The sequence below is a fragment of the Pseudomonas sp. TE9122 genome, assembly GCF_056278925.1.
In genome coordinates, this window is record NZ_JBWBQI010000001.1 from 3,056,926 (window position 1) to 3,080,112 (window position 23,187).

Here is a 23,187-nt window from a genome sequence, read left to right on the forward strand (position 1 = left end):
AAGAATCCATAACGATTTACTGCCCCCACGGCTGGCGGGTGTGCGTTTGCACATCTGCCAGTCGTGAACCGCAACACCCGTGATAACAACAAGTACGACCCAGGCAGCCAGGACGGCGGCGCCGAACAAGCCGGATCGGTACGGACAAAGGCCACTCAGGTCAACGCATATCCCCTGTGGGAGCGAGCCTGCTCGCGAAAGCGGTGTATCAGCAAACGATGATGTCGACTGACACTCCGTATTCGCGAGCAGGCTCGCTCCCACAGGTTCTGCGCCAGCTGACAGGCATTCCGGACCGCTCCGCAATCCACTTAAGCCCGGCCACATTGGCCAGGCACACGACACCTGTTGGGAGTTTCACATGGCAAACGCCTCCAGCACTTACCGCAAGGCACTCGAAGGTCAGCAGCAACCGAAAAAGGTGCTGGTGAAAGTCGATCGTGTCACCAAGAAGTTCGACGAAACCGTGGCCGTGGACGATGTGTCCCTGGAGATCCATCAGGGCGAAATCTTCGCGCTGCTGGGCGGTTCCGGTTCGGGCAAATCGACGCTGCTGCGCATGCTCGCCGGTTTCGAGCGGCCGACCGAGGGGCGGATTCTGCTCGATGGCGTGGACATCACCGACATGCCGCCTTACGAGCGGCCGATCAACATGATGTTCCAGTCCTACGCGCTGTTCCCGCACATGACCGTGGCACAGAACATCGCCTTCGGCCTCAAACAGGACCGTTTGCCTGCCAGCGAAATCGATGCCCGCGTCGAAGAAATGCTGCGCCTTGTGCACATGACCCAATACGCCAAGCGCCGCCCGCACCAGTTGTCCGGCGGCCAGCGTCAGCGCGTGGCCCTCGCCCGCTCGTTGGCCAAACGGCCGAAACTGTTGCTGCTCGACGAGCCGATGGGCGCGCTGGATAAAAAGCTGCGTTCGCAGATGCAACTGGAGCTGGTGGAGATCATCGAGCGCGTCGGCGTGACCTGCGTCATGGTCACCCACGACCAGGAAGAAGCCATGACCATGGCCCAGCGCATAGCGATCATGCACCTGGGCTGGATCGCGCAGATCGGCAGCCCGGTGGACATTTACGAAGCGCCGGTCAGCCGCATGGTCTGCGAATTCATCGGTAACGTGAACGCCTTTGACGGCACCGTGGTGGAAGATCTGGAAGGCCACGCGATCATTCACAGCCCCGACTTGCAGCAGAAGATCTATGTCGGTCACGGCGTCAGCACGTCGGTGCAGGACAAATCGATCACCTACGCCATCCGCCCGGAGAAAATGCTCGTCAGCACCACCCAACCGGAGTTCCGCTACAACTGGTCCGAAGGCAAGGTCCACGACATCGCCTACCTCGGCGGCCATTCGGTGTTCTACGTCGAGCTGCCCGGCGGCAAGATCGTTCAGTCGTTCATGGCCAATGCCGAGCGGCGTGGCGCGCGGCCGACCTGGGACGACAAGGTCTACGTCTGGTGGGAAGACGACAGCGGCGTGGTGCTGCGCTCATGAGAACTTTCAATCAGCAATTCTTGCGCCTGGTGCCCAGCGGACGAAAACTGGTGATCGGCATTCCGTTCATCTGGCTGTTCCTGTTCTTCATGCTGCCGTTCTTTCTGGTGATGAAGATCAGCTTCTCGGAAGCCGCGCTGTCGATCCCGCCGTACTCGGAGATCTACACCTTCGCCGAACAGAAATTCCAGCTGCTGCTGAACATCGGCAACTACACCCTGCTCGGCGAAGACGAGCTGTACCTGTCGGCGTACCTCGGCTCGCTGAAAGTCGCGGCACTGAGCACGCTGATGTGCCTGGTGATCGGTTTCCCGATGGCTTACGCGATCACCAAGACCGGCAAGGAAACGCAAAATGTCCTGCTGCTGTTGATCATGATGCCGACCTGGACGGCGATCCTGATCCGCGTGTATGCGTGGATGGGCATCCTCAGCAACAACGGTCTGCTCAACGGGTTTCTGATGTGGACCGGGCTCACCGACCACCCGATCGAGATCCTCAACACCAACACTGCCGTCTATATCGGTGTGGTTTACGCCTATCTGCCGTTCATGGTTCTGCCGCTCTACGCCAACCTGGTCAAGCACGACAACAGCCTGCTGGAAGCCGCGCAGGATCTGGGTTCGAGCAACTTCAACAACTTCTGGAAGATCACCGTGCCGCTGGCCAAGAACGGCATCATTGCCGGCTGCATGCTGGTGTTCATTCCGGTGGTCGGCGAGTTCGTGATTCCGGAACTGCTGGGTGGCCCGGAGACGCTGATGATCGGTCGCGTGCTGTGGCAGGAGTTCTTCAATAACCGCGACTGGCCGGTGGCTTCCGCGCTGGCGGTGGTGATGCTGTTGATCCTGATTGTGCCGATTCTGCTGTTCAACCGCAGCCAGGCCAAAGAGATGGAGGCACGGGGATGAAACGCTTCAACTTTTCCAAATTCATGCTGATCTTCGGCTTGATGTTCATTTATCTGCCGATGCTGATTCTGGTGATCTACTCGTTCAACGCCTCGAAACTGGTGACGGTGTGGGGTGGCTGGTCAGTGAAGTGGTATGTCGGCCTGCTCGACAACACGCAACTGATGGGCTCGGTGCTGCGCTCGCTGGAGATCGCCTGCTACACCGCGATTGCCGCTGTGGCACTGGGGACGCTGGCGGCGTTCGTGCTGACGCGGGTGACGCGCTTCAAGGGCCGCACGCTGTTTGGTGGTCTGGTGACCGCGCCGTTGGTGATGCCGGAAGTGATCACCGGTCTGTCGCTGTTGCTGCTGTTCGTGGCGATGGCGCAACTGATCGGCTGGCCGCAGGAGCGCGGCATCGTCACCATCTGGATCGCCCACACCACGTTTTGTGCAGCCTATGTCGCGGTGGTAGTCTCCGCGCGCCTTCGCGAGCTGGATCTGTCGATCGAAGAAGCGGCGATGGATCTCGGCGCCAAACCATTCAAGGTGTTTTTCCTGATCACCATTCCCATGATCGCGCCGTCGCTGGCCGCCGGCGGAATGATGTCGTTTGCCTTGTCGCTGGACGATCTGGTGCTGGCGAGTTTCGTTTCCGGGCCGGGCTCGACGACGCTGCCGATGGAAGTGTTCTCGGCGGTACGCCTGGGTGTGAAGCCTGAGATCAACGCCGTCGCCAGCCTGATTCTGCTGGCGGTGTCGCTGGTGACTTTCCTCGTCTGGTATTTCGGCCGCAAGGCAGAGGCCAACCGCAAACGGGCGATTCAGGAAGCGATGGATCAGACCGCGAACGAGTCGTGGCAGCAACCGGCAACGGCGACTGCCTGAGCAACACCGATGAACAACTGTGGCGAGGGGATTTATCCCCGTTGGGCTGCGAAGCGGCCCCTGCAGTTCTACCTGAAGACTCCGTATTCAGGTTTTGCGACTGCTTCGCAGCCGAGCGGGGATAAATCCCCTCGCCACAAGGTTCAAGTGCACCGAGCTTTTGTTTTGTTGAATAAGAAGAAGGGAGTTGTACCGATGAAAATGTTTGGCAGGACTCTGCTGACACTGTCCTTAATGGGCGCAATGGTCATGGGCGCCCAGGCCAACGACAAGGTGCTGCGTGTTTACAACTGGTCCGATTACATCGCGCCGGACACCGTGAAGAAATTCGAAGACGAGACCGGCATTCGCGTGACCTACGACGTCTTCGACAGCAACGAAACTCTGGAAGCGCGCCTGCTCGCGGGCAAATCCGGCTATGACATCGTCGTGCCGTCGAACAGTTTCCTGGCCAAGCAGATCAAGGCCGGCGTCTACCAGCCGCTGGACAAGTCGAAGCTGCCGAACTGGAAGAATCTCAACCCGGTATTGCTGAAAAACGCTTCCGCCAGTGATCCGGACAACGCGCATGCGTTCCCGTACATGTGGGGCTCGATCGGCATCGGTTTCAACCCGGCGAAGGTCAAGGAAGTGCTCGGCGCCAACGCCCCGACCAACTCCTGGGACTTGCTGTTCAAACCGGAGAACGCGGAAAAACTCAAAGCCTGTGGCATCAGTTTCCTCGATTCGCCGACCGAAATGCTCCCGGCCGCCCTGCACTACCTGGGCTATCCGGTGAACGACAAGGACAAGGCGCACATCGCCGAAGCCGAAGCGCTGTTCATGAAAATCCGCCCTTACGTGGCGTACTTCCATTCCTCGAAGTACATCTCCGATCTGGCTAACGGCAACATCTGCGTGGCGGTCGGTTACTCCGGCGACGTCCTGCAGGCCAAGGCCCGCGCGGTGGAATCGGGCAACAACGTGGTGATCGACTACAGCATACCCAAGGAAGGCGCCGGCAGTTTCTACGACATGGTCGCCATCCCCCGGGATGCGGCGAACGTCGACAACGCCTACCTGTTCATGGATTTCCTGATGCGCCCGGACATCATCGCCGAAGTCACCAACAGCATCGGCTACAGCAACGCCAACGCAGCGGCCACGCCACTGGTGGACGAAGCGATCCGCAACGAACCGGGCTCGTATCCGTCGCAAGCGGTGATGGCGACTTTGTATGCAGTGCCGGATCAGCCGATTGCCACACAGCGGATCATGACGCGCGGCTGGACGCGGGTGAAGCTCGGTAAATAAGCACACCAGTCAACACTGATAAACCCTGTGGGAGCTGGCTTGCCAGCGATGGCGGTGGGTCAGACAACGATGACGCTAGATGCGCTGGCCCCATCGCTGGCAAGCCAGCTCCCACAGGTTTCGATCGAATTCGGACATTGCCAGATTTCCGTTCACGCAGCGCCTTACCACCGCTGCATCCTGCTCTGAACGGCCTCACCCGGCTCCCTCGGCTCGGGTGAATTTGCAGGCGCCTTCGGGCGCCTTTTTTTGTCCGTTCAGATCAGCGACCAGTCCTGCACAACTCGATAGCGGCCCTTGTGCGATTCGAATAAGCCGAAGCGTTCAGGGCGCAGGAAAAACTCCGGCGGCGTGCGCGCTTCCGGCTCCGGCGCGCGGTACTCGCGGGCCAGCGTCAAGTGCGGACGGAACTCGTGGGTGGGTTGTTCAAAACCGAACGGCAGCATCGCCTGCTCCAGCGCGTAGACCAGGCGCAACAGCGCCGGCGGTGCCTGCTCGGGCGCCAGCGACAGCACACCGGCGCGATGCCAGACCTGCAAGCGATCCAGCTCAATACGCAACGTTTCGCCGGGAATACGCACACTGCCCGCTGCTTCACAGACGCCATGAATCTGCGCCAGCGGCACCGCTCCAAGAAACAGCAGAGTCAGATGAAAGTTATCCGCCGGCACCGGTTTGCCGCTGCGCAGGCCCAGTTCTGCGCGCCACTGTGCGATTGCCTTGCGCTGCGCCGGCGGGCAATCCAGGGCAAAGAACAGCCGCTTTGCAGGTTCATCCTTGCGCACCCCATCAATCATTGCCCTGCCCCCTTGTTCGTCATGATCGCGCCGATTCTACACAGCCTGTGCTGACGACTCGCGACAGGAAGCTATAGTTCAGGGATTGCCATCAACCGGAGGCTGCCATGCGCGAGATCCTCAGCAAAGAACCCTGGTGGGCCCGGCCACCGCATCCCGGACAGGACGAAAGTGAACTGGAATGGGGCTGGCTGGTGCATTACAGCGAAGGCGAACCGCGTTTCGAATTCGTCCGCGAGAGGCCCAGCGACGAGCAGATTCGCAACCGCAAAAGTTGCCGGGTCACCCCCTCGCCCGAATGAATAGAGCCCCGTGAGCACTAATCCTGTGGGAGCGAGCCTGCTCGCGAAAGCGGTGTGTCAGATAAAGAAATGTTACTGATACGACGCTTTCGCGAGCAGGCTCGCTCCCACAGGGTTATGCATTGATCAGTGGGGTTGGGTGTCGCCGGCGGCGGTGTCGATGCTGACAACAACTGACATCCCCGGCCGCAAGCGTTCTGCTTCCTGCTGATCGGGATCGATGGTGATGCGCACCGGCACCCGTTGGGCGATCTTGACGAAGTTGCCGGTGGCGTTGTCGGCCTGCAGCAAGGCAAATTCCGAGCCGGTGCCCGGCGAAATATGCTGCACATGGCCGGTGAATCTGCGGTGGTTCAAGGCGTCGACGGTGAAGCGCACCGGTTGCCCGACACGTACGTTGGCCATCTGGGTTTCCTTCATGTTGGCGATCACCCATTTCTGGTCCGGGACCAGCGCCATCAATTGCGCGCCGGAGTTGACGTAGGCGCCCAAGCGCACGCCGATCTGCCCGAGCTGGCCGTCGCGCGGGGCGACAATTCGCGTGTTCGACAGATCGATGCGCGCCAGTTGCACCGCTGCTTCGGCACTGGCCACGGCGGCCTCCAGCGAGCCGCGATTGACGATCACCGTTTGCAGATCCTGACGGGCGATTTCCAGATTGGCCTTGGCCTGCGCCACAGAAGCCGTGCTCTGCGCGTTGGCAGCAAGGGTCACGTCGAATTCGCGCTTGGACACCGAGCCGTCGCGCACCAGTTCCTGATTACGCCGCAGATCGGCCTCGCTCTTGCGCAACTGCGCCTGGCTGTCGGCGAGCACCGCCTGACGCAATTTGATCGTTGCCTCGGCGCTGTTGCGTTGCTGCACGACGTTGGCCAGCCCGGCCTTCTGCACCGCCAGTTGTGCCAGGGACTGGTCGAGGCGTTGCTGATAAATGCGGTCGTCCAGACGCACCAGCAGATCCCCGGCCTTGACGTACTGGAAGTCCTGCACCGGCACCTCGAACACATAGCCGCTGAGCTGCGGGCCGATGATCGTCACCTGCCCGCGCACCAAGGCGTTTTCGGTGGTTTCGACCGCACTGCTGAACGGCGGCAGTTGCCACGCATACAGCACGATCAGCACGCCGACGATGGCGATTGCGGCAAAGCCCAGCGAAGATATGATCCGCACCCGCAGCGAACGCGGCGCAGTGTTCGGCGACGATGGCGGCGCTTCCCCTTCAGGCGTGGCGGCGATGGCATTGGTGGTTGTGGTGGTCGGTTCGGTCATGAAGAAGTGGCACCGCTGGGTGGTACGGAAGGTGTCGGCTCAATGGCTTTGGTGGTGCTCATCAGCCACAACGCACGAATCGAAAGCCAGATCATGGTCAGGACGGCAATGACCGCGATCAGCATGAAGACATCGTTATAGGCCAGCACGTTCGCTTCGCGTGTTGCCGCATTGGCGAGGCTGCGAATGCCGGCCAGATTGCGCAGGCTCGGGTCGGCGAGCAAACCGCCGAACGCCGAGCCGCCGCTCTGCACACGCGCCGCCACCAACGGATCGGACATCACCAGATGATCGACGATGTGGCTGGAGTGGTACTTCTCCCGCACGATCTGAAAGGTGCCAAGCAACGCCGCGCCGAGCAGCCCGCCGAGGTTGTTGCAGATCCCGAACAGCACGGAAAAACTCACCAGGTTGCGCGGATTGGTCAGCACGTTGCGCGTGCCGAAGACCATGGTCGGGCCGAGAAAAAACGTACTGCCGAATGCCAGCAGGAACTGGCTGAAGTAGAGATTTTGCGGGCGGGTCAGGTTGTTGGAAAAACTGTCCATCACCGAACCGGTGGCCATCAGCGCCAGCGAGATGATCAACGGCATCAGCAAGTGCTTGGGGTCGATGGTCAACGCGCTGGTGGCAAGCCCGGCGATACTGCCGATCAGCATCACCACATACAGACTGTGCAACTGCTCATAGCCCATGTTGAGGTTCTGCATGAAACCGACCGCGCCGGTGGATTGCTCCGAGGTGACCATGCGAATCAGGGTCACCGCCAGCGCCAGGCGAATCATCGTTCCGCTGCCCAGCCACCGCGTCATCAGCATCGGGTTGCTGCGGTTGTGCTCGATGGCTAGGCCCATGATGATCAGCGCGATCGAACAGGCCAGCGCCACGCCGATCCAGTCCGCCTCCAGCCACCAGTCGATGCGCCCCAGCGACAGCACCGCGCACAACAACGCCACACCGGTGGCGAGGATGGCGAAGGTCAGGAAGTCGAGTTTTTCGAAGGTCTTGAAGCGGTCACCGGGCGGCAACTTCAGCAGCAACACACAGCCGAGTGACAGCAGGGCCATGCCCAATTCGAACAGGTACAGACCGCGCCATTCGGCGATCTGCAACAGGTCTTCGGAAAACAGCCGCGCCAGCGGTAACGCCAGTTGCGACGTGCCGAGGCCGAGTACCAACGCTTTGAGCCGCCACTTCGCCGGGAACGCCTGCACCATGTAATACAGACCCAGCGAGCTCAGCGCCGCACCGACCATGCCGTGGGCAGCCCGCACCGCCACTGCCGAGTTGAGATCGTTGACGAACAAATGGCCGAAGGTCACCAGCGCATACAGCACCAGAAACACTTCGGTGAACGCGCGCAAGCCGAATTGCTGGCGAAACTTCACCAGCAGCAGGTTCATCGACACGTTGGTCATCACATACGCCGCCGGCAACCAGGCCATTTCCGCCGTGGTCGCGCCGAGCGAGCCTTGCAGGTAAGGCAGGTTGGCAACCACCAGCGAGTTGCCTAATCCACCGGTCACCGCCACCAGCACGCCAACCGCCGCGTACGCCAGGCGCTTGGGCGTGGAGTGCAGCGGTGTCGACGGAGAACCGGGCAGGCTGGGCTTTTCGTGGGGTTGCCAGTTGCGCGGGGCGTATTTATCCATGGAGCGGCCTGGTGCTGGGGGTGAGGGAAGTTTGCCGCAATTTCACGGGCAACACACGACTCGACAGACACCAAGGAACCCTGTGGGAGCGAGCCTGCTCGCGAAAGCGCTGTGTCAGTCGACAACTTCATTGATTGAAAGTCCGCATTCGCGAGCAGGCTCGCTCCCACATGGGTTCGGCGTCGCACGGGAGGTCATCGTATAACTTCCAGTTGACAATCCCTGAAAATCTGGGAAATATCCGCATCGATGTTGTACGACGACGTATGACAAATAATAAAAACAACAAACGATCCAGGGAGCGTCACAGTGAGCCCACTCGCCCGCAATTCCGTCCGCCCTTCACGTTTTGCCCATTTCAAGCCGCGTTCGACCCTCAGCCTGATCGGTTGCAGCAGCCTAGCCCTGGCCCTGCCCATGAGCGCTGATGCCGAAGGCTTCCTCGACGACAGCAAAGCCACGCTGAACCTGCGCAACGCCTACTTCAACCGCAACTTCGTCAACCCGGCCTATCCGCAGGGCAAGGCTGAAGAGTGGACACAGAGCTTCATTCTCGACGCCAAATCCGGCTTCACCCAAGGCACCGTCGGCTTCGGCCTCGATGTGCTCGGGCTGTATTCGCAAAAGCTCGATGGCGGCAAAGGCACTGGCGGTACACAGTTGTTGCCGATTCATGATGACGGTCGCCCGGCCGACAATTTCGGTCGCCTCGGCGTGGCGCTGAAAGCCAAAGTCTCGAAGACCGAATTGAAGGTCGGCGAATGGATGCCGGTATTGCCGATCCTGCGCTCCGACGACGGCCGCTCCCTGCCGCAGACCTTTCGCGGCGGCCAGATCACGTCCACCGAGATCAACGGCCTGACCGTTTACGGCGGCCAGTTCCGTGGCAACAGCCCGCGCAACGACGCGAGCATGGAAGACATGTCGATGAACGGCCGCGGTGCATTCACCTCCGATCGCTTCAACTTCGGCGGCGGCGAATACAGCTTCAACGAAAAACGCACGATGGTCGGCGTGTGGTACGCCGAGCTCACCGACATCTATCAGCAGCAGTATTTCAACCTCAGCCACAGCCAGCCGATGGGCGACTGGACGCTGGGCGCTAACCTCGGTTTCTTCACCGGCAAGGAAGACGGCAGCGCTCAGGCCGGCGACCTCGACAACAAGACCGCGTTCGCCCTGCTCTCGGCGAAATATGGTGGCAACACCTTCTACGTCGGCCTGCAGAAACTCACCGGCGACGATGCCTGGATGCGCGTCAACGGCACCAGCGGCGGCACCCTGGCCAACGACAGTTACAACGCCAGTTATGACAACGCCAAAGAGCGCTCCTGGCAGGTGCGTCACGACTACAACTTCGTTGCGCTGGGCGTGCCTGGCCTGACCCTGATGAACCGCTATATCAGCGGCGATAACGTACACACCGCCACCACCAACGACGGCAAGGAATGGGGCCGCGAATCGGAGCTGGCCTACACCGTGCAGAGCGGCCCGCTGAAGAACCTCAACGTGAAATGGCGCAACGCGACCATTCGCCGGGACTTCAGCACCAACGAATTTGACGAGAACCGGATCTTTATCAGCTATCCGATTTCGTTGTTGTAACGGTTGGCGGTTTGCCCTGTGGGAGCGAGCCTGCTCGCGAAAGCGCCGGACCAGTCGACTTGTTCTGACTGGCACAACGCCTTCGCGAGCAGGCTCGCTCCCACAAGGGGATTGCATTGCAAGGCAAGTATCGGGTGTTGAAAAAATGAATCGCCCCTTCCGTCATCTACACCAAAAGTCGCGTTGACAAGATCCGGAAACCCTACCGATACTTCAGCGCAGTCATACGACAACCTACAACAAACCTAATAACAATGTGTTCAGGGATTGCCATGACGTCTATTTCTACCCCCCGCGCTCCTTTCAATCGCCTGCTGCTGACCGGTGCCGCCGGAGGCTTGGGCAAAGTCCTGCGCGAACGCCTGCGCCCTTACGCCAATGTGCTGCGCCTGTCCGACATCGCCGCCCTCGCCCCGGCCGTCGATGACCACGAAGAAGTCGTGCTCTGCGATCTCGCCGACAAGCAAGCCGTGCATCAACTGGTCGAAGGGGTCGATGCGATCCTGCATTTCGGCGGCGTTTCGGTTGAGCGGCCGTTCGAAGAAATCCTCGGCGCCAACATCTGTGGCGTTTTCCACATTTACGAAGCGGCACGCAAGCACGGTGTGAAGCGGGTGATCTTCGCCAGCTCCAACCACGTCATCGGTTTCTACAAACAGGACGAGAAACTCGACGCCATATCTCCACGCCGCCCCGACGGTTACTACGGCTTGTCCAAGTCCTACGGCGAAGACATGGCCAGTTTCTACTTCGATCGCTACGGTATCGAAACCGTCAGCATCCGCATCGGCTCCTCGTTCCCCGAACCGCAGAACCGCCGGATGATGCACACCTGGCTGAGCTTCGACGATCTCACGCAACTGCTCGAACGCTCGCTGTACACCCCAAATGTCGGCCACACCGTGGTCTACGGCATGTCCGCCAACAAAGACGTCTGGTGGGACAACCGCTACGCCAGCCACCTCGGTTTCGAAGCCAAGGACACCTCGGAAGTGTTCCGCGACAAGGTCGAAGCGCAACCGATGCCAGCCGACGATGATCCGGCGCGGATCTATCAGGGCGGCGCCTTCGTCGCAGCAGGCCCGTTTGGCGATTGATCGCTCGACTTGATCCCCCTCCAATAAAAACCATGGGAATGAGTATGCAAGCCGAATTGATCGTCGACGCCCGCAACGCGGTCGGTGAAAGCCCGGTCTGGGTGCCGCAGGAAAACGCCCTGTACTGGGTCGATATTCCCAACGGCGGGCTGCAACGCTGGAGCGCTGACACCGGGCACGTCGCCTCGTGGAAAGCCCCGCAAATGCTCGCCTGCATCAGCCGCCACCGCAGTGGCGGCTGGGTCGCCGGCATGGAAAGCGGTTTCTATCGCCTGCACCCGCACAGCGACGGCAGCCTCGACAGCGAATTGCTCGCCACCGTCGGGCACAGCCGCGCGGACATGCGCCTCAACGACGGTCGCTGTGATCGCCAAGGTCGTTTCTGGGCCGGCAGCATGGTGCTGAATATGGGCCAGAACGCGCCTGAAGGCCGGCTCTATCGCTACGGCGCCGGGCAGACTGGCGTGATCGAAGCGCAGCTGGATGGCTTCATCGTACCCAACGGCCTCGCCTTCAGCCCCGACGGCAAAACCATGTATCTGTCGGATTCGCACCCCAACGTGCAACTGATCTGGGCCTTCGATTACGACACCGAGACCGGCACGCCATCGAATCGCCGAATCTTCGTCGACATGAATCACTTCCCCGGCCGCCCCGATGGCGCTGCCGTGGATGCCGAAGGCTGCTACTGGATCTGCGCCAACGACGCCGGCCTGATTCACCGCTTCGCCCCGGACGGTCGTCTGGATTTTTCACTGGAAGTACCGGTGAAGAAACCGACCATGTGTGCCTTCGGCGGCAGCAACCTGGACACCTTGTTTGTCGCCTCGATTCGCCCCGGCGATGACCACGATCCGCAATCCCTGGCCGGCGGCGTGTTCGCCCTGAAGCCAGGCGTCAAGGGCCTCGCCGAACCGCAATTCAACGATTTGCTTTAGACCCTCTGCTGCACCGCTGCGCCTTGAACACAAAAATAACAAGACTGGAGACTCACCCCCCATGAACTTCAAACGCACCTTGCTCGCCGCTGCACTCCCGCTGATGTTCACCTTTGCTGGTGGCGCTCAGGCAGATATGAAACTCAAATTCGCTGATATTCATCCAGACGGTTACCCAACTGTGGTGGCCGAAAAGAGCATGGGCAAAACGCTTGAAAAGGAAACCAACGGCGAGCTGACCTTCCAGTACTTCCCGGGCGGAGTGCTCGGTTCCGAGAAGGAAGTCATCGAGCAGATGCAAGTCGGCGCGATACAGATGTCCCGGGTCAGCCTGGGTATCGTCGGCCCCGTGGTGCCGGATGTGAACGTGTTCAACATGCCGTTCATTTTCCGCGACCAGCAACACATGCGTAACGTCATCGATGGCCCGGTGGGCGATGAGATTCTCGACAAGATCACCAACTCCGAATTCAAATTGGTGGCCCTGGCGTGGATGGACGGCGGCACGCGCAACATCTACACCAAGAAACCGGTGCGCAAGCTCGAAGACCTCAAGGGCATGAAAATCCGCGTACAAGGCAACCCGATGTTCATCGACATGATGAACGCCATGGGCGGTAACGGTATCGCCATGGACACCGGGGAAATCTTCAGCGCCCTGCAGACCGGCGTGATCGACGGCGCGGAAAACAACCCGCCGACCCTGCTCGAACACAACCACTTCCAGAACGCCAAGTTCTACAGCCTGACCGGTCACCTGATCCTGCCAGAGCCGATCGTGATGTCGAAAATCACCTGGGAAAGACTCACTCCGGATCAACAGAAGATGGTGAAAACGGCGGCCAAAGCTGCCCAGGCTGAAGAACGCGTGTTGTGGGACAAGAAGTCCGCCGCCAGTGAAGAAAAACTCAAGGCCGCCGGCGTCGAGTTCATCACCGTTGACAAGAAACCCTTCTACGACGCCACCGCTCCGGTACGTGAAAAGTACGGTGCGAAGTACGCAGATCTGATCAAAAAGATCGAAGCCGTTCAGTAACACCTCCCGCTCCGTACTCATGAAAAAGGCCCGGCGCGCCAGCGGTTCAGGCGCGCCCGGTTACGGTGGAACCCGATGAAGAATCTGCTGCTGCGTATCAACGACAAGATCTACATGACGTGCATCTGGGTCGCCGGCCTTTCCGTCCTGGCGATTTCCCTGATGATTCCCTGGGGCGTCTTCGCCCGCTACGTGCTCGGCACCGGTTCGAGCTGGCCTGAGCCCACGGCGATCCTGCTGATGATGGTGTTCACCTTCATCGGCGCTGCCGCCAGTTACCGCGCCGGTGCGCACATGGCCGTGGCCATGCTCACCGACCGCATGCCACCGCAGCTGAAATCCGCAGCAGCGATTTTTTCGCAACTGCTGATGGCGGCAATCTGCATCTTCATGACCATCTGGGGCACCAAGCTGTGCATCTCCACCTGGAACCAGTTCATGGCCGCCCTGCCCGATCTGCGCGTTGGCGTAACGTATTTGCCGATCCCCGTGGGCGGCCTGCTGACGCTGATTTTTGTTCTGGAAAAACTCTTGCTCGGTGACCAGAGCAAACGGCGGGTCGTGCAGTTCGACCTGGTTGAAGAAAGTGAAGGTGCCGCTTAATGGACGCTCTGATTCTGCTGGGCAGTTTTATCGTATTGATCCTGATCGGCATGCCGGTCGCCTACGCGTTGGGCGCCGCTGCGCTGATCGGCGCATGGTGGATCGACATCCCGTTCCAGGCGGTGATGATCCAGGTCGCCTCGGGGGTGAACAAATTCTCGCTGCTGGCCATTCCGTTCTTCGTCCTCGCCGGTGCGATCATGGCCGAGGGCGGCATGTCCCGGCGGTTGGTGGCGTGTGCGGGGGTGCTGGTGGGTTTCGTCCGCGGTGGCCTGTCGCTGGTCAACATTGTTGCCTCGACTTTCTTCGGCGCGATCTCCGGTTCGTCGGTGGCTGACACGGCGTCGGTGGGTTCGGTGCTGATTCCGGAAATGGAACGCAAGGGCTATCCACGGGACTTCTCCACCGCCGTGACCGTCAGCGGCTCGGTGCAAGCCCTGCTGACTCCGCCAAGCCATAACTCGGTGCTCTACTCGCTGGCCGCTGGCGGTACGGTGTCGATCGCTTCGCTGTTCATGGCCGGCATCGTCCCGGGCCTGCTGATGAGCGCCTGCCTGATGGTGCTGTGCCTGATCTTCGCGAAAAAGCGCAACTACCCCAAGGGCGAAGTGATTCCGATGCGCCAGGCGCTGAAGATCGTCGGCGAAGCCCTGTGGGGCATGATGGCGATGGTGATCATCCTCGGCGGCATTCTCTCGGGTATTTTCACCGCCACTGAATCGGCGGCCATCGCGGTGCTGTGGTCATTCTTCGTGACCATGTTCATCTACCGCGACTACAAATGGAGCGAGCTGCCCAAGCTGATGCACCGCACGGTGCGCACCATCTCCATTGTGATGATCCTGATCGGTTTCGCCGCCAGCTTCGGCTACATCATGACCCTGATGCAGATCCCGGCGAAGATCACCACGCTGTTCCTGACCCTGTCGGACAACCGCTACGTGATCCTGATGTGCATCAACGTGATGTTGCTGCTGTTGGGCACGGTGATGGACATGGCGCCGCTGATCCTGATCCTCACGCCGATCCTGATGCCAGTGATCATGGGCATCGGTGTCGATCCGGTGCAGTTCGGCATGATCATGCTGGTGAACCTGGGGATCGGATTGATAACACCGCCGGTGGGCGCGGTGCTCTTCGTCGGCTCGGCGGTGGGCAAGGTCAGTATCGAAAGCACCGTAAAAGCGCTGCTGCCGTTCTATGGCGTGCTGTTCCTGGTGCTGCTGCTGGTGACCTACGTTCCAGCGATTTCGCTGTGGCTGCCGCACCTGGTGTTGTAACCCGCTGAAAAGATCGCAGCTCCTGCAGGAATCGCATACCCCTGTAGGAGCTGTCGAGTGCAACGAGGCTGTGATCTGTTGATCTTCACGCCCGCACCAGCATGTACCCCGCCACCACCAGACAGACACTGGCAAACCCCACCTGCAACGCCCGCGCCGGCACCTGCGCGCACAGCCTGCGACCGACGATCATGCCAACGATGCTGGCGACAATGAACGCCGCACCCTGGCTGTCAATGCGCACACCCGCATGAAACGCGCCGATCACCCCGATCGCGGAAATCAGACTGATCACCATCAACGACGTCGCAACGATGCCGCGCATCTGCACATCGGTCAGTTGCTTGAACGCCGGCACGATCAGAAAGCCGCCGCCGACGCCGAGCAAGCCCGAAACCACGCCAGTAACCGCTCCCAGTGCAGCCAGGGTGGCGGTGCATTTGGCGGTCCAGTCGAAGCGCCCGGTCTGCTCGTTGAGCATGCAGTTTTTCTGCCCCCAACTGGCATGGCCGTGATCGCTCGGCCCCGCTTGCTGACGGTCCTTTCTGAACATTCGCCAGGCGACCAAGACCATCAGCAGACTGAACAGCATCATCAGAATCTTTTCCGGCAACTGATGCGCGAAGTAGATCCCCAGCGGCGAAAACACCGCGCCCAGTGCCGCAATCAACAGCGCCGCGCGGTAACGTACCAGGCCATGGCGCAAACCGTCGATCGCCCCGACCGCTGCCGCGCTGCCGACCGCAAACAAGGCCACCGGCGCCGCTTGCGTCATCGTCCAGCCGAGCCCGAGCACCAGCGCCGGCACCGCGAGAATCCCGCCGCCCGCGCCGGTCAGGCCGAGGACCAAACCCATCACCACGCCAAACAGACTTGCCAGCAACATAGGAGTTTTCTCAGTCGACCCTGGACAGACGCGTCAGCCACTCGCGGCCCTTGAGCATGCCGTGCCAGTAGAACCACGGCAGCAGCGTCGCCTTCAGCCACCATGCCGAACGGCGGGCCACGGTCGGGTCCAGCGGGAAGGTCGGCAGCAGTTTGCCGCCATAGCCGAACTCGGCGAGGATCACCTTGCCCTTCTCCACCGTCAGCGGGCAGGAACCGTAGCCGTCGTACTTGAGCGGCAGCGGCTGTTGTTTGCGCGCGGCCAGCAGGTTCTGCGCAACGACGACAACCTGCTTGCGCACCGCTGCGGCAGTTTTCGCATTGCTGGTGCCGCAGATATCGCCCAGTGCGAACACCTCGGGATAGCGCGGATGCTGCAAGCTGTGTGGATCGACTTCGCACCAACCGCCGGCATCGGCCAGCGGACTCTGTGCGATGAAATCCGGCGCGACTTGTGGCGGCACGACGTGCAGCAGGTCGAAGGTTTTCGCGACCCGGCTGACATTGCCGTCGGCGTCCTTGACTTCAAACCACGCGGTTTTTGCCGGGCCGTCGACCTTGACCAGATTCGAGTTGAACGCCAGTTGCGCGTCGTACTGTTCGATGTACTTCATCAACGGCGGCACGAAGGTCGGCACGCCAAACAGCGCAGCGCCAGCGAGATTGAATTCAACCTTGATGTCTTTCAGCACGGCGGATTTGCGCCAGTGATCGCAAGACAGGTACAGGGCTTTTTGCGGCGCGCCGGCGCATTTGATCGGCATCCGCCGGCTGGGTGAACAGCGCCCGGCCGTCGCGCAGTTTCTGCACTTGATCCCAGGTGTACTGGGCGTGTTGATAGCTGTAGTTGGAGGTGACGCCGTGCTGACCGAGGCTTTCCTGCAAGCCTTCGACTTTTTCCCAGGCCAGGCGCAGGCCGGGGCAGACAATCAGGTTTTGATAGCTGACGGTGCGCTGGTCGTCGAGGGTGAGTTGGCGGCTTTGCGGGTCGATGGCGCTGACATTGGCCTGAATCCACGTCGCCTGACGCGGCATGACTTTGCTCATCGGCCTGACGGTGTCTTTCACATCAAACGCGCCACCGCCGACCAGCGTCCACGCCGGTTGATAGTAGTGCTGTGAACTCGGTTCGATCACGGTGACTTTAAGCTGCGGGTCACGCTTGAGCAGGCTGGCGACAAAACCGATGCCGGCCGTGCCACCGCCGATGACCACGATGTCCCCACTGATGGATAGGCCCCAGTGTTGATCGTTCATTGCTTGTTCCTTTTGCTGCACGCAAGGATTTTTTGGCTCACCACAACAACCAATGTGGGAGCGAGCCTGCTCGCGAAAGCGGTGGCTCAGTCAACTATTCGTCGGCTGACACGCCGCCTTCGCGAGCAGGCTCGCTCCCACAGGAGATGTTTGTGAGGGCTGGCATTTATGGCTGTTCCCAGCTCTTGAGTACCGCTCCGCAATACAGCCCCGAGAGGGTTTTCATCACCTGGATCACTTCGTGACTGGCCAGGCCATAGAAAATGTATTTGCCTTCGCGGCGGGTCGCGACCAGGCCTTCATCGCGCAAGATGCCCAGTTGCTGGGACAGCGTCGGCTGGCGTACGCCGGTCATTTTTTCCAGCTCGCCGACGTTGCGTTCGCCCTGGGTCAGTTGACAGAGAATCAACAGGCGATCCTCATTGGCCAGGGCTTTGAGCAAGGCGCAGGCTTTGGACGCCGAGGCGCGCAGTTGGGCGACTTCACATTCGGTCAGACTGGATTGCATTTGCACGAGGCCTTGAAGGTCACTTAAGCTGCGAACATTATGTTTTTACATAAAGTGTTGCAACCCGAAATTACCCAGCACAGGTTTTCGCCATGCCCGCCCTGATTGAAGCGTTCCTCGACCCCGCCTCCTCGACCTACAGCTACGTGGTCTACGAAGCCGACGGCGGCCAGTGCGCGATCGTCGACCCGGTGCTCGATTACGATGGCGCCGCCGGGCGCACCGGCACGGCGCAGGCGGACAAGATCATCGCCTTCGTGCGTGCGCATCGCTTGCAAGTGCAATGGCTGCTGGAAACCCACGCCCACGCCGATCACCTCTCCGCCGCGCCGCACCTGCGTCGAGAACTGGGCGGCAAGATCGCCATCGGTGAATCGATCAGCAAAGTGCAGAATGTGTTCAAGGCGCTGTTCAATCTGGAGCCGGAATTTTGCGTCGATGGCTCGCAGTTCGATCACCTGTTCGCGCCGAACGAGTCGTTCATGATCGGCAACCTCAAGGCCACCGCCCTGCACGTCCCCGGCCATACGCCAGCGGACATGGCCTACCTGATCGACGGCGAACAGATCCTCGTCGGCGACACGCTGTTCATGCCCGATGTCGGCACCGCGCGCTGTGATTTCCCCGGTGGCAATGCGCAGCACTTGTTCAAGTCGATCCAGAAGCTGTTGGCTTTTCCGGCCAGCGTGAAGCTTTACGTTTGCCACGATTACCCACCCGAAAGCCGCGCCTCGCAGTGCCAGACCACTGTCGGCGAACAGCGCAAAAGCAATATTCATGTGCATGACGGGATCGATGAAGCGGCGTTCGTCGAAATGCGCACCCAGCGAGATGCCGGGCTGGGCATGCCGACATTGCTGCTCCCGGCGATTCAGGTGAATGTACGGGCGGGGAATATGCCGGCGCCTGAGGACAACGGCGTGGTTTACCTGAAGATTCCGCTGAACAAACTCTGACCGCGCTGATTCACGCGCGGAGCCAACTGATCGTTACCACGCTCTGCGTGGGAATGCCGCCAGGGACGCTCCGCGTTCCGCCTCAAGAAGTGACGCAGAGCGTCACGGGATGCATTCCCACGCGGAGCGTGGGAACGATCGGCGAATGGAGCTGCCGTGGCTGCGATGTTTTGATCTTCACGTCCCCAACGTCAAACCGTTCGCAGGCAACGGCAACGCGGTCTTATAACGCACCTGCTTCAGCGCAAAGCTCGAACGAATATTCGCCACCCCCGGCACCTTGGTCAAAAAATCCATCATGAAGCGTTCCAGCGACTGGATGCTCGGCACCAGCACGCGAATCAGATAATCCGGATCACCCGCCATCAAGTAGCACTCCATCACCTCCGGCCGATCAGAAATCGCCTCCTCGAAGTGCTGCAGCGCTTCCTCCACCTGCTTTTCCAGGCTGACGTGAATGAACACATTCACATGCAGCCCCAGCAGATCGGCATCCAGCAGCGTGACCTGCTCGCGAATCAAGCCCAATTCTTCCATGGCCTTGACCCCGGTTGAAGCATGGCGTGGGTGACAGGTTCACCGAGCGGGCGAGGTCGGCATTGGTGATCCGCGCGTTCTCCTGAAGGCTGTTGAGAATGCCGATATCGGTACGGTCCAGTTTGCGCATGAGACAAAACCACCTGTTTTTTATGTTTATGCAGAATTTCTATCTGCAAATGGTCGCCAGCGCAACGAAACACAGAGAAATATTCTTCCTGGCCACGCCTATGATTGTTGTAGGACAAGATTTCCCCTACCCGGGAATGACTGCCAGCTCACTACAAGAAATTCACAAGATCGAGCGTAGAAGCCATGACCCAAGCGTATGAACCGCTGCGCCTGCACGTCCCTGAACCCTCGGGCCGTCCCGGCTGCAAAACCGATTTTTCCTACCTGCATCTGACCGATGCCGGTACGGTGCGCAAACCCCCTGTCGATGTAGAACCTGCCGATACCGCCGACCTCGCCCGTGGCCTGATTCGCGTGCTCGACGATCAGGGCAACGCCCTCGGCCCGTGGGCCGAAAACGTGCCGGTCGAGATCCTGCGCAAAGGCATGCGCGCGATGCTCAAGACGCGCATCTACGACAACCGCATGGTCGTCGCCCAGCGGCAGAAAAAGATGTCGTTCTACATGCAGAGCCTTGGCGAAGAAGCCATCGGCAGCGCCCAGGCGTTGGCGCTGAACATCGACGACATGTGCTTCCCGACCTACCGCCAGCAAAGCATCCTCATGGCCCGTGATGTGCCGCTGGTGGACCTGATCTGCCAGTTGCTGTCCAACGAGCGCGATCCGCTCAAGGGCCGCCAGTTGCCGATCATGTACTCGGTCAAGGACGCTGGCTTCTTCACCATTTCCGGCAACCTCGCCACCCAATTCATTCAGGGCGTCGGCTGGGGCATGGCCTCGGCGATCAAGGGCGATACGAAAATCGCCTCGGCGTGGATCGGCGACGGCGCCACCGCCGAATCGGATTTCCACACCGCCCTCACCTTCGCCCACGTTTATCGGGCGCCGGTGATCCTCAACGTGGTCAACAACCAGTGGGCGATTTCCACCTTCCAGGCCATCGCCGGCGGTGAAGCCACGACTTTCGCCGGACGCGGCGTCGGTTGCGGCATCGCCTCGCTGCGTGTCGACGGCAACGATTTCTATGCGGTCTACGCCGCTTCCGCCTGGGCTGCCGAACGCGCCCGGCGTAACCTCGGCCCGACCATGATCGAATGGGTCACCTACCGCGCCGGCCCGCACTCGACCTCCGACGATCCATCGAAATACCGCCCTGCCGATGACTGGAGCCACTTCCCGCTCGGCGATCCGATCGCGCGTCTGAAACAGCACCTGATCAAGGTCGGCCACTGGTCGGAGGAAGAGCACGCCGCCGTCAGCGCTGAACTTGAAGCCGAAGTGATTGCTGCGCAGAAACAGGCCGAACAGTACGGCACCCTCGCCGGCGGTCAGATTCCAAGCGCCGCGACCATGTTCGAAGACGTCTACAAAGAGATGCCGGAGCACTTGAAGCGCCAGCGTCAGCAGTTGGGGATCTGACATGAACGATCACAACAACAATATTGAGTTGGAAACCGCCATGACCACGACCACCATGACCATGATCCAGGCCCTGCGCTCGGCCATGGATGTGATGCTTGAGCGTGATGACAACGTCGTCGTCTTCGGTCAGGACGTCGGCTACTTCGGCGGCGTGTTCCGCTGCACCGAAGGCCTGCAGACCAAGTACGGCACCTCGCGGGTGTTCGACGCACCGATCTCGGAAAGCGGCATTGTCGGCGTCGCCGTCGGCATGGGCGCCTACGGTTTGCGTCCGGTCGCCGAAATCCAGTTCGCCGACTACGTCTACCCCGCCTCCGACCAGATCATTTCCGAAGCGGCGCGTCTGCGTTATCGCTCGGCCGGCGAGTTCACCGCACCGATGACCCTGCGCATGCCTTGCGGCGGCGGCATCTACGGCGGCCAGACGCACAGCCAGAGTATCGAGGCGATGTTCACTCAGGTCTGCGGTCTGCGTACGGTGATGCCGTCCAACCCGTACGACGCCAAAGGTTTGCTGATCGCCTCCATCGAAAACGATGACCCGGTGATCTTCCTTGAACCGAAACGCCTGTACAACGGCCCGTTCGATGGCCATCACGACCGCCCGGTAACCCCGTGGTCGAAACATCCGCAAGCCCAGGTGCCGGACGGTTACTACACCGTGCCGCTGGACGTTGCCGCGATCACTCGCCCGGGCAAGGACGTGACCGTGCTGACCTACGGCACCACCGTCTACGTCTCGCAAGTCGCTGCCGAAGAATCCGGCGTCGATGCCGAAGTCATCGACCTGCGCAGCCTGTGGCCGCTGGACCTGGAAACCATCGTCAAGTCGGTGAAGAAAACCGGCCGCTGCGTGGTGGTACACGAAGCCACCCGCACCTGCGGTTTCGGCGCCGAGCTGGTATCGCTGGTGCAAGAGCACTGCTTCCATCACCTGGAAGCGCCGATCGAACGCGTCACCGGTTGGGACACGCCCTACCCGCACGCGCAGGAGTGGGCGTATTTCCCAGGGCCGTCCCGCGTGGGCGCGGCGTTGAAACGGGTCATGGAGGTCTGAATGGGCACGCACGTTATCAAGATGCCGGACATCGGCGAAGGCATCGCAGAAGTAGAACTGTCGCAGTGGCACGTCAAGGTTGGCGATCTGGTGGTTGAAGACCAGGTGCTGGCGGATGTCATGACCGACAAGGCGATGGTCGATATTCCGTCGCCGGTACACGGGAAAGTGATTGCGCTCGGTGGTCAGCCGGGTGAAGTGATGGCGGTCGGCAGTGTGCTGATCAGCATCGAGGTTGAAGGTGCCGGCAACCTTAAAGAGTCCGCCGCACCCGCGCATGTCAAAGAAGCACCGGTTGCGCCGAAAGTTGAGACCGCTGTTGAAAGCAAGCCCGCCGCAGCCGCCGCACCACGTCCGGCTGCCGTTTGCCAGGGTCCGATGGTCGCTCGCGAAGCGGATGAACGCCCGCTAGCCTCGCCAGCCGTGCGCAAACATGCGCTGGATCTGGGCATTCAATTGCGCTTGGTGCGCGGTTCCGGCCCGGCCGGTCGCGTGTTGCACGAAGACCTTGAAGCCTATCTGGCGCAAGGTCAGTCGAATGCTTCGGCGCCGGCCGCTGCCGCTTATGCCCAGCGCCACGACGAAGAACAGATTCAAGTGATCGGCATGCGCCGCAAGATCGCCCAGCGCATGCAGGATGCCACTCAGCGTGCCGCGCACTTCAGTTATGTCGAGGAAATCGACGTCACCGCAATCGAAGAACTGCGCGCGCATCTGAATGAAAAACATGGCGCCAGCCGTGGCAAGTTGACCTTGTTGCCGTTCCTTGTTCGCGCGCTGGTCGTCGCCCTGCGCGACTTCCCGCAGATGAACGCCCGTTACGATGACGAAGCGCAAGTCATCACCCGCCTCGGTGCGGTGCATGTCGGCGTCGCCACGCAAAGCGATGTCGGCCTGATGGTGCCCGTGGTGCGTCACGCCGAAGCGCGCAGCCTGTGGGACAGCGCCGCGGAAATTTCGCGTTTGGCCAACGCCGCGCGCAATGGCAAGGCCAGCCGTGACGAGCTGTCCGGTTCGACCATTACTCTGACCAGCCTCGGCGCATTGGGCGGCATTGTCAGCACGCCGGTGCTGAACCTGCCGGAAGTGGCCATTGTCGGCGTGAACAAAATTGTCGAGCGGCCAATGGTGGTCAAAGGCCAAGTGGTGATCCGCAAGATGATGAACCTCTCCAGCTCCTTCGATCACCGCGTGGTCGACGGCATGGACGCGGCGCTCTTCATTCAGGCCATTCGTGGCTTGCTCGAACAACCCGCTACCTTGTTTGTGGAGTAAGC

The 23,187-nt window shown here is 60.7% G+C and carries 20 protein-coding genes and 2 pseudogenes; 15 read left to right on the forward strand and 7 right to left on the reverse strand.

Annotation, left to right across the window (positions count from 1 at the left end; all coding sequences use genetic code 11):
- Positions 1-361 precede the first annotated feature (361 nt).
- The 4 genes from potA to ACZ9BE_RS13740 all read left to right on the forward strand — a co-directional run bounded on the left by potA (position 362) and on the right by ACZ9BE_RS13740 (position 4,577).
- Positions 362-1,504 (forward strand): polyamine ABC transporter ATP-binding protein, encoded by a 1,143-nt coding sequence (gene potA / locus ACZ9BE_RS13725; protein WP_024013333.1) that lies wholly within the window; start codon positions 362-364, stop codon positions 1,502-1,504.
- The gene (locus ACZ9BE_RS13730; RefSeq protein WP_024013334.1) at positions 1,501-2,415 is read left to right on the forward strand and encodes an ABC transporter permease subunit; all 915 of its coding nucleotides are present in this window, start codon (positions 1,501-1,503) and stop codon (positions 2,413-2,415) included. The genes potA and ACZ9BE_RS13730 overlap by 4 nt, the downstream gene beginning before the upstream one ends.
- The gene (locus ACZ9BE_RS13735; protein WP_056789082.1) at positions 2,412-3,284 is read left to right on the forward strand and encodes an ABC transporter permease subunit; all 873 of its coding nucleotides are present in this window, start codon (positions 2,412-2,414) and stop codon (positions 3,282-3,284) included. The genes ACZ9BE_RS13730 and ACZ9BE_RS13735 overlap by 4 nt, the downstream gene beginning before the upstream one ends.
- A 195-nt stretch (positions 3,285-3,479) precedes the next feature.
- On the forward strand, positions 3,480-4,577 hold the full coding sequence (locus ACZ9BE_RS13740; protein WP_024013335.1) for a polyamine ABC transporter substrate-binding protein: 1,098 nt from the start codon (positions 3,480-3,482) through the stop codon (positions 4,575-4,577).
- A 257-nt stretch (positions 4,578-4,834) separates the two neighbouring features.
- Here the strand turns inward: ACZ9BE_RS13740 and thpR are convergent, their stop codons facing one another.
- Entirely contained in the window at positions 4,835-5,374 is a 540-nt protein-coding gene (gene thpR / locus ACZ9BE_RS13745) for an RNA 2',3'-cyclic phosphodiesterase (RefSeq protein ID WP_095182001.1), read from the reverse strand.
- Between the two features lie 107 nt (positions 5,375-5,481).
- Between thpR and ACZ9BE_RS13750 the strand changes: the two genes are divergently transcribed.
- Positions 5,482-5,676, forward strand: coding sequence for a hypothetical protein (locus tag ACZ9BE_RS13750; protein WP_024013337.1), 195 nt, complete (start codon positions 5,482-5,484; stop codon positions 5,674-5,676).
- A 126-nt stretch (positions 5,677-5,802) separates the two neighbouring features.
- Here ACZ9BE_RS13750 and ACZ9BE_RS13755 read toward each other — a convergent pair whose 3' ends face one another.
- Together ACZ9BE_RS13755 and ACZ9BE_RS13760 are read right to left on the reverse strand one after the other, a co-directional pair.
- Positions 5,803-6,945, reverse strand: coding sequence for an HlyD family secretion protein (locus ACZ9BE_RS13755; RefSeq protein ID WP_041480937.1), 1,143 nt, complete (start codon positions 6,943-6,945; stop codon positions 5,803-5,805).
- On the reverse strand, positions 6,942-8,597 hold the full coding sequence (locus tag ACZ9BE_RS13760) for an MFS transporter (protein WP_476249568.1): 1,656 nt from the start codon (positions 8,595-8,597) through the stop codon (positions 6,942-6,944). The genes ACZ9BE_RS13755 and ACZ9BE_RS13760 overlap by 4 nt, the downstream gene beginning before the upstream one ends.
- 309 nt (positions 8,598-8,906) lie before the next feature.
- On the opposite strand from ACZ9BE_RS13760, the gene ACZ9BE_RS13765 reads away from it, so the two are divergent.
- The 6 genes from ACZ9BE_RS13765 to ACZ9BE_RS13790 all read left to right on the forward strand — a co-directional run bounded on the left by ACZ9BE_RS13765 (position 8,907) and on the right by ACZ9BE_RS13790 (position 15,156).
- Positions 8,907-10,202, forward strand: a complete 1,296-nt coding sequence (locus ACZ9BE_RS13765; protein ID WP_016775185.1) for an OprD family porin — start codon at positions 8,907-8,909, stop codon at positions 10,200-10,202.
- Between the two features lie 272 nt (positions 10,203-10,474).
- Complete coding sequence (locus ACZ9BE_RS13770) at positions 10,475-11,299, forward strand: NAD-dependent epimerase/dehydratase family protein (protein ID WP_236168613.1); 825 nt, start codon at positions 10,475-10,477, stop codon at positions 11,297-11,299.
- A 44-nt stretch (positions 11,300-11,343) separates the two neighbouring features.
- Entirely contained in the window at positions 11,344-12,237 is an 894-nt protein-coding gene (locus tag ACZ9BE_RS13775; RefSeq protein ID WP_460061856.1) for an SMP-30/gluconolactonase/LRE family protein, read from the forward strand.
- A gap of 61 nt (positions 12,238-12,298) precedes the next feature.
- Positions 12,299-13,273, forward strand: coding sequence for a TRAP transporter substrate-binding protein (locus tag ACZ9BE_RS13780; RefSeq protein ID WP_150634991.1), 975 nt, complete (start codon positions 12,299-12,301; stop codon positions 13,271-13,273).
- A 75-nt stretch (positions 13,274-13,348) separates the two neighbouring features.
- Positions 13,349-13,876 (forward strand): TRAP transporter small permease, encoded by a 528-nt coding sequence (locus ACZ9BE_RS13785; RefSeq protein WP_056789065.1) that lies wholly within the window; start codon positions 13,349-13,351, stop codon positions 13,874-13,876.
- Positions 13,876-15,156 (forward strand): TRAP transporter large permease, encoded by a 1,281-nt coding sequence (locus ACZ9BE_RS13790; RefSeq protein ID WP_016775191.1) that lies wholly within the window; start codon positions 13,876-13,878, stop codon positions 15,154-15,156. Before ACZ9BE_RS13785 ends, ACZ9BE_RS13790 begins: the two co-directional genes overlap by 1 nt.
- An 85-nt stretch (positions 15,157-15,241) precedes the next feature.
- On the opposite strand, the gene ACZ9BE_RS13795 is transcribed toward ACZ9BE_RS13790, so the two are convergent.
- From ACZ9BE_RS13795 to ACZ9BE_RS13805, 3 genes and pseudogenes are all read right to left on the reverse strand, one after another.
- Positions 15,242-16,042 (reverse strand): sulfite exporter TauE/SafE family protein, encoded by an 801-nt coding sequence (locus tag ACZ9BE_RS13795; protein ID WP_476249569.1) that lies wholly within the window; start codon positions 16,040-16,042, stop codon positions 15,242-15,244.
- A 10-nt stretch (positions 16,043-16,052) separates the two neighbouring features.
- Positions 16,053-17,298 (reverse strand): annotated as a pseudogene (locus tag ACZ9BE_RS13800) (NAD(P)/FAD-dependent oxidoreductase).
- 166 nt (positions 17,299-17,464) lie between these two features.
- A complete protein-coding gene (locus tag ACZ9BE_RS13805) occupies positions 17,465-17,806 on the reverse strand; it encodes an ArsR/SmtB family transcription factor (RefSeq protein WP_016775194.1) in 342 nt (113 codons plus the stop codon).
- A gap of 92 nt (positions 17,807-17,898) precedes the next feature.
- On the opposite strand from ACZ9BE_RS13805, the gene ACZ9BE_RS13810 reads away from it, so the two are divergent.
- A complete protein-coding gene (locus ACZ9BE_RS13810; protein WP_476249570.1) occupies positions 17,899-18,762 on the forward strand; it encodes an MBL fold metallo-hydrolase in 864 nt (287 codons plus the stop codon).
- Between the two features lie 177 nt (positions 18,763-18,939).
- On the opposite strand, the pseudogene bkdR reads toward ACZ9BE_RS13810, so the two are convergent.
- Positions 18,940-19,429, reverse strand: a pseudogene (gene bkdR, locus ACZ9BE_RS13815) (Bkd operon transcriptional regulator BkdR).
- A 185-nt stretch (positions 19,430-19,614) separates the two neighbouring features.
- On the opposite strand from bkdR, the gene ACZ9BE_RS13820 reads away from it, so the two are divergent.
- Genes ACZ9BE_RS13820 through ACZ9BE_RS13830 form a run of 3 tightly spaced genes read left to right on the forward strand, consistent with a single transcriptional unit; the run spans position 19,615 to position 23,185 of the window.
- On the forward strand, positions 19,615-20,850 hold the full coding sequence (locus tag ACZ9BE_RS13820) for a 3-methyl-2-oxobutanoate dehydrogenase (2-methylpropanoyl-transferring) subunit alpha (RefSeq protein ID WP_071172847.1): 1,236 nt from the start codon (positions 19,615-19,617) through the stop codon (positions 20,848-20,850).
- A 1-nt stretch (position 20,851) separates the two neighbouring features.
- Positions 20,852-21,910 carry an alpha-ketoacid dehydrogenase subunit beta gene (locus ACZ9BE_RS13825; protein WP_273528165.1) on the forward strand — a complete coding sequence of 353 codons (1,059 nt, stop codon included), beginning with the start codon at positions 20,852-20,854 and terminating at the stop codon, positions 21,908-21,910.
- On the forward strand, positions 21,911-23,185 hold the full coding sequence (locus ACZ9BE_RS13830; protein WP_476249571.1) for a dihydrolipoamide acetyltransferase family protein: 1,275 nt from the start codon (positions 21,911-21,913) through the stop codon (positions 23,183-23,185).
- Positions 23,186-23,187 lie beyond the last annotated feature (2 nt).

What these genes read in the sequence shown, in the direction of transcription:
- ACZ9BE_RS13795 (WP_476249569.1), bottom strand. Translation starts at nt 16,042, where the DNA reads ATGTTGCTGGCAAGTCTGTTTGGCGTGGTGATGGGTTTGGTCCTCGGC.
- ACZ9BE_RS13825 (WP_273528165.1), top strand. Translation starts at nt 20,852, where the DNA reads ATGAACGATCACAACAACAATATTGAGTTGGAAACCGCCATGACCACG.
- thpR (WP_095182001.1), bottom strand. Translation starts at nt 5,374, where the DNA reads ATGATTGATGGGGTGCGCAAGGATGAACCTGCAAAGCGGCTGTTCTTT.
- ACZ9BE_RS13785 (WP_056789065.1), top strand. Translation starts at nt 13,349, where the DNA reads ATGAAGAATCTGCTGCTGCGTATCAACGACAAGATCTACATGACGTGC.
- ACZ9BE_RS13755 (WP_041480937.1), bottom strand. Translation starts at nt 6,945, where the DNA reads ATGACCGAACCGACCACCACAACCACCAATGCCATCGCCGCCACGCCT.
- ACZ9BE_RS13830 (WP_476249571.1), top strand. Translation starts at nt 21,911, where the DNA reads ATGGGCACGCACGTTATCAAGATGCCGGACATCGGCGAAGGCATCGCA.
- ACZ9BE_RS13780 (WP_150634991.1), top strand. Translation starts at nt 12,299, where the DNA reads ATGAACTTCAAACGCACCTTGCTCGCCGCTGCACTCCCGCTGATGTTC.
- ACZ9BE_RS13820 (WP_071172847.1), top strand. Translation starts at nt 19,615, where the DNA reads ATGACCCAAGCGTATGAACCGCTGCGCCTGCACGTCCCTGAACCCTCG.
- ACZ9BE_RS13770 (WP_236168613.1), top strand. Translation starts at nt 10,475, where the DNA reads ATGACGTCTATTTCTACCCCCCGCGCTCCTTTCAATCGCCTGCTGCTG.
- ACZ9BE_RS13730 (WP_024013334.1), top strand. Translation starts at nt 1,501, where the DNA reads ATGAGAACTTTCAATCAGCAATTCTTGCGCCTGGTGCCCAGCGGACGA.
- ACZ9BE_RS13735 (WP_056789082.1), top strand. Translation starts at nt 2,412, where the DNA reads ATGAAACGCTTCAACTTTTCCAAATTCATGCTGATCTTCGGCTTGATG.
- ACZ9BE_RS13750 (WP_024013337.1), top strand. Translation starts at nt 5,482, where the DNA reads ATGCGCGAGATCCTCAGCAAAGAACCCTGGTGGGCCCGGCCACCGCAT.
- ACZ9BE_RS13775 (WP_460061856.1), top strand. Translation starts at nt 11,344, where the DNA reads ATGCAAGCCGAATTGATCGTCGACGCCCGCAACGCGGTCGGTGAAAGC.
- potA (WP_024013333.1), top strand. Translation starts at nt 362, where the DNA reads ATGGCAAACGCCTCCAGCACTTACCGCAAGGCACTCGAAGGTCAGCAG.
- ACZ9BE_RS13810 (WP_476249570.1), top strand. Translation starts at nt 17,899, where the DNA reads ATGCCCGCCCTGATTGAAGCGTTCCTCGACCCCGCCTCCTCGACCTAC.
- ACZ9BE_RS13740 (WP_024013335.1), top strand. Translation starts at nt 3,480, where the DNA reads ATGAAAATGTTTGGCAGGACTCTGCTGACACTGTCCTTAATGGGCGCA.
- ACZ9BE_RS13760 (WP_476249568.1), bottom strand. Translation starts at nt 8,597, where the DNA reads ATGGATAAATACGCCCCGCGCAACTGGCAACCCCACGAAAAGCCCAGC.
- ACZ9BE_RS13805 (WP_016775194.1), bottom strand. Translation starts at nt 17,806, where the DNA reads ATGCAATCCAGTCTGACCGAATGTGAAGTCGCCCAACTGCGCGCCTCG.
- ACZ9BE_RS13790 (WP_016775191.1), top strand. Translation starts at nt 13,876, where the DNA reads ATGGACGCTCTGATTCTGCTGGGCAGTTTTATCGTATTGATCCTGATC.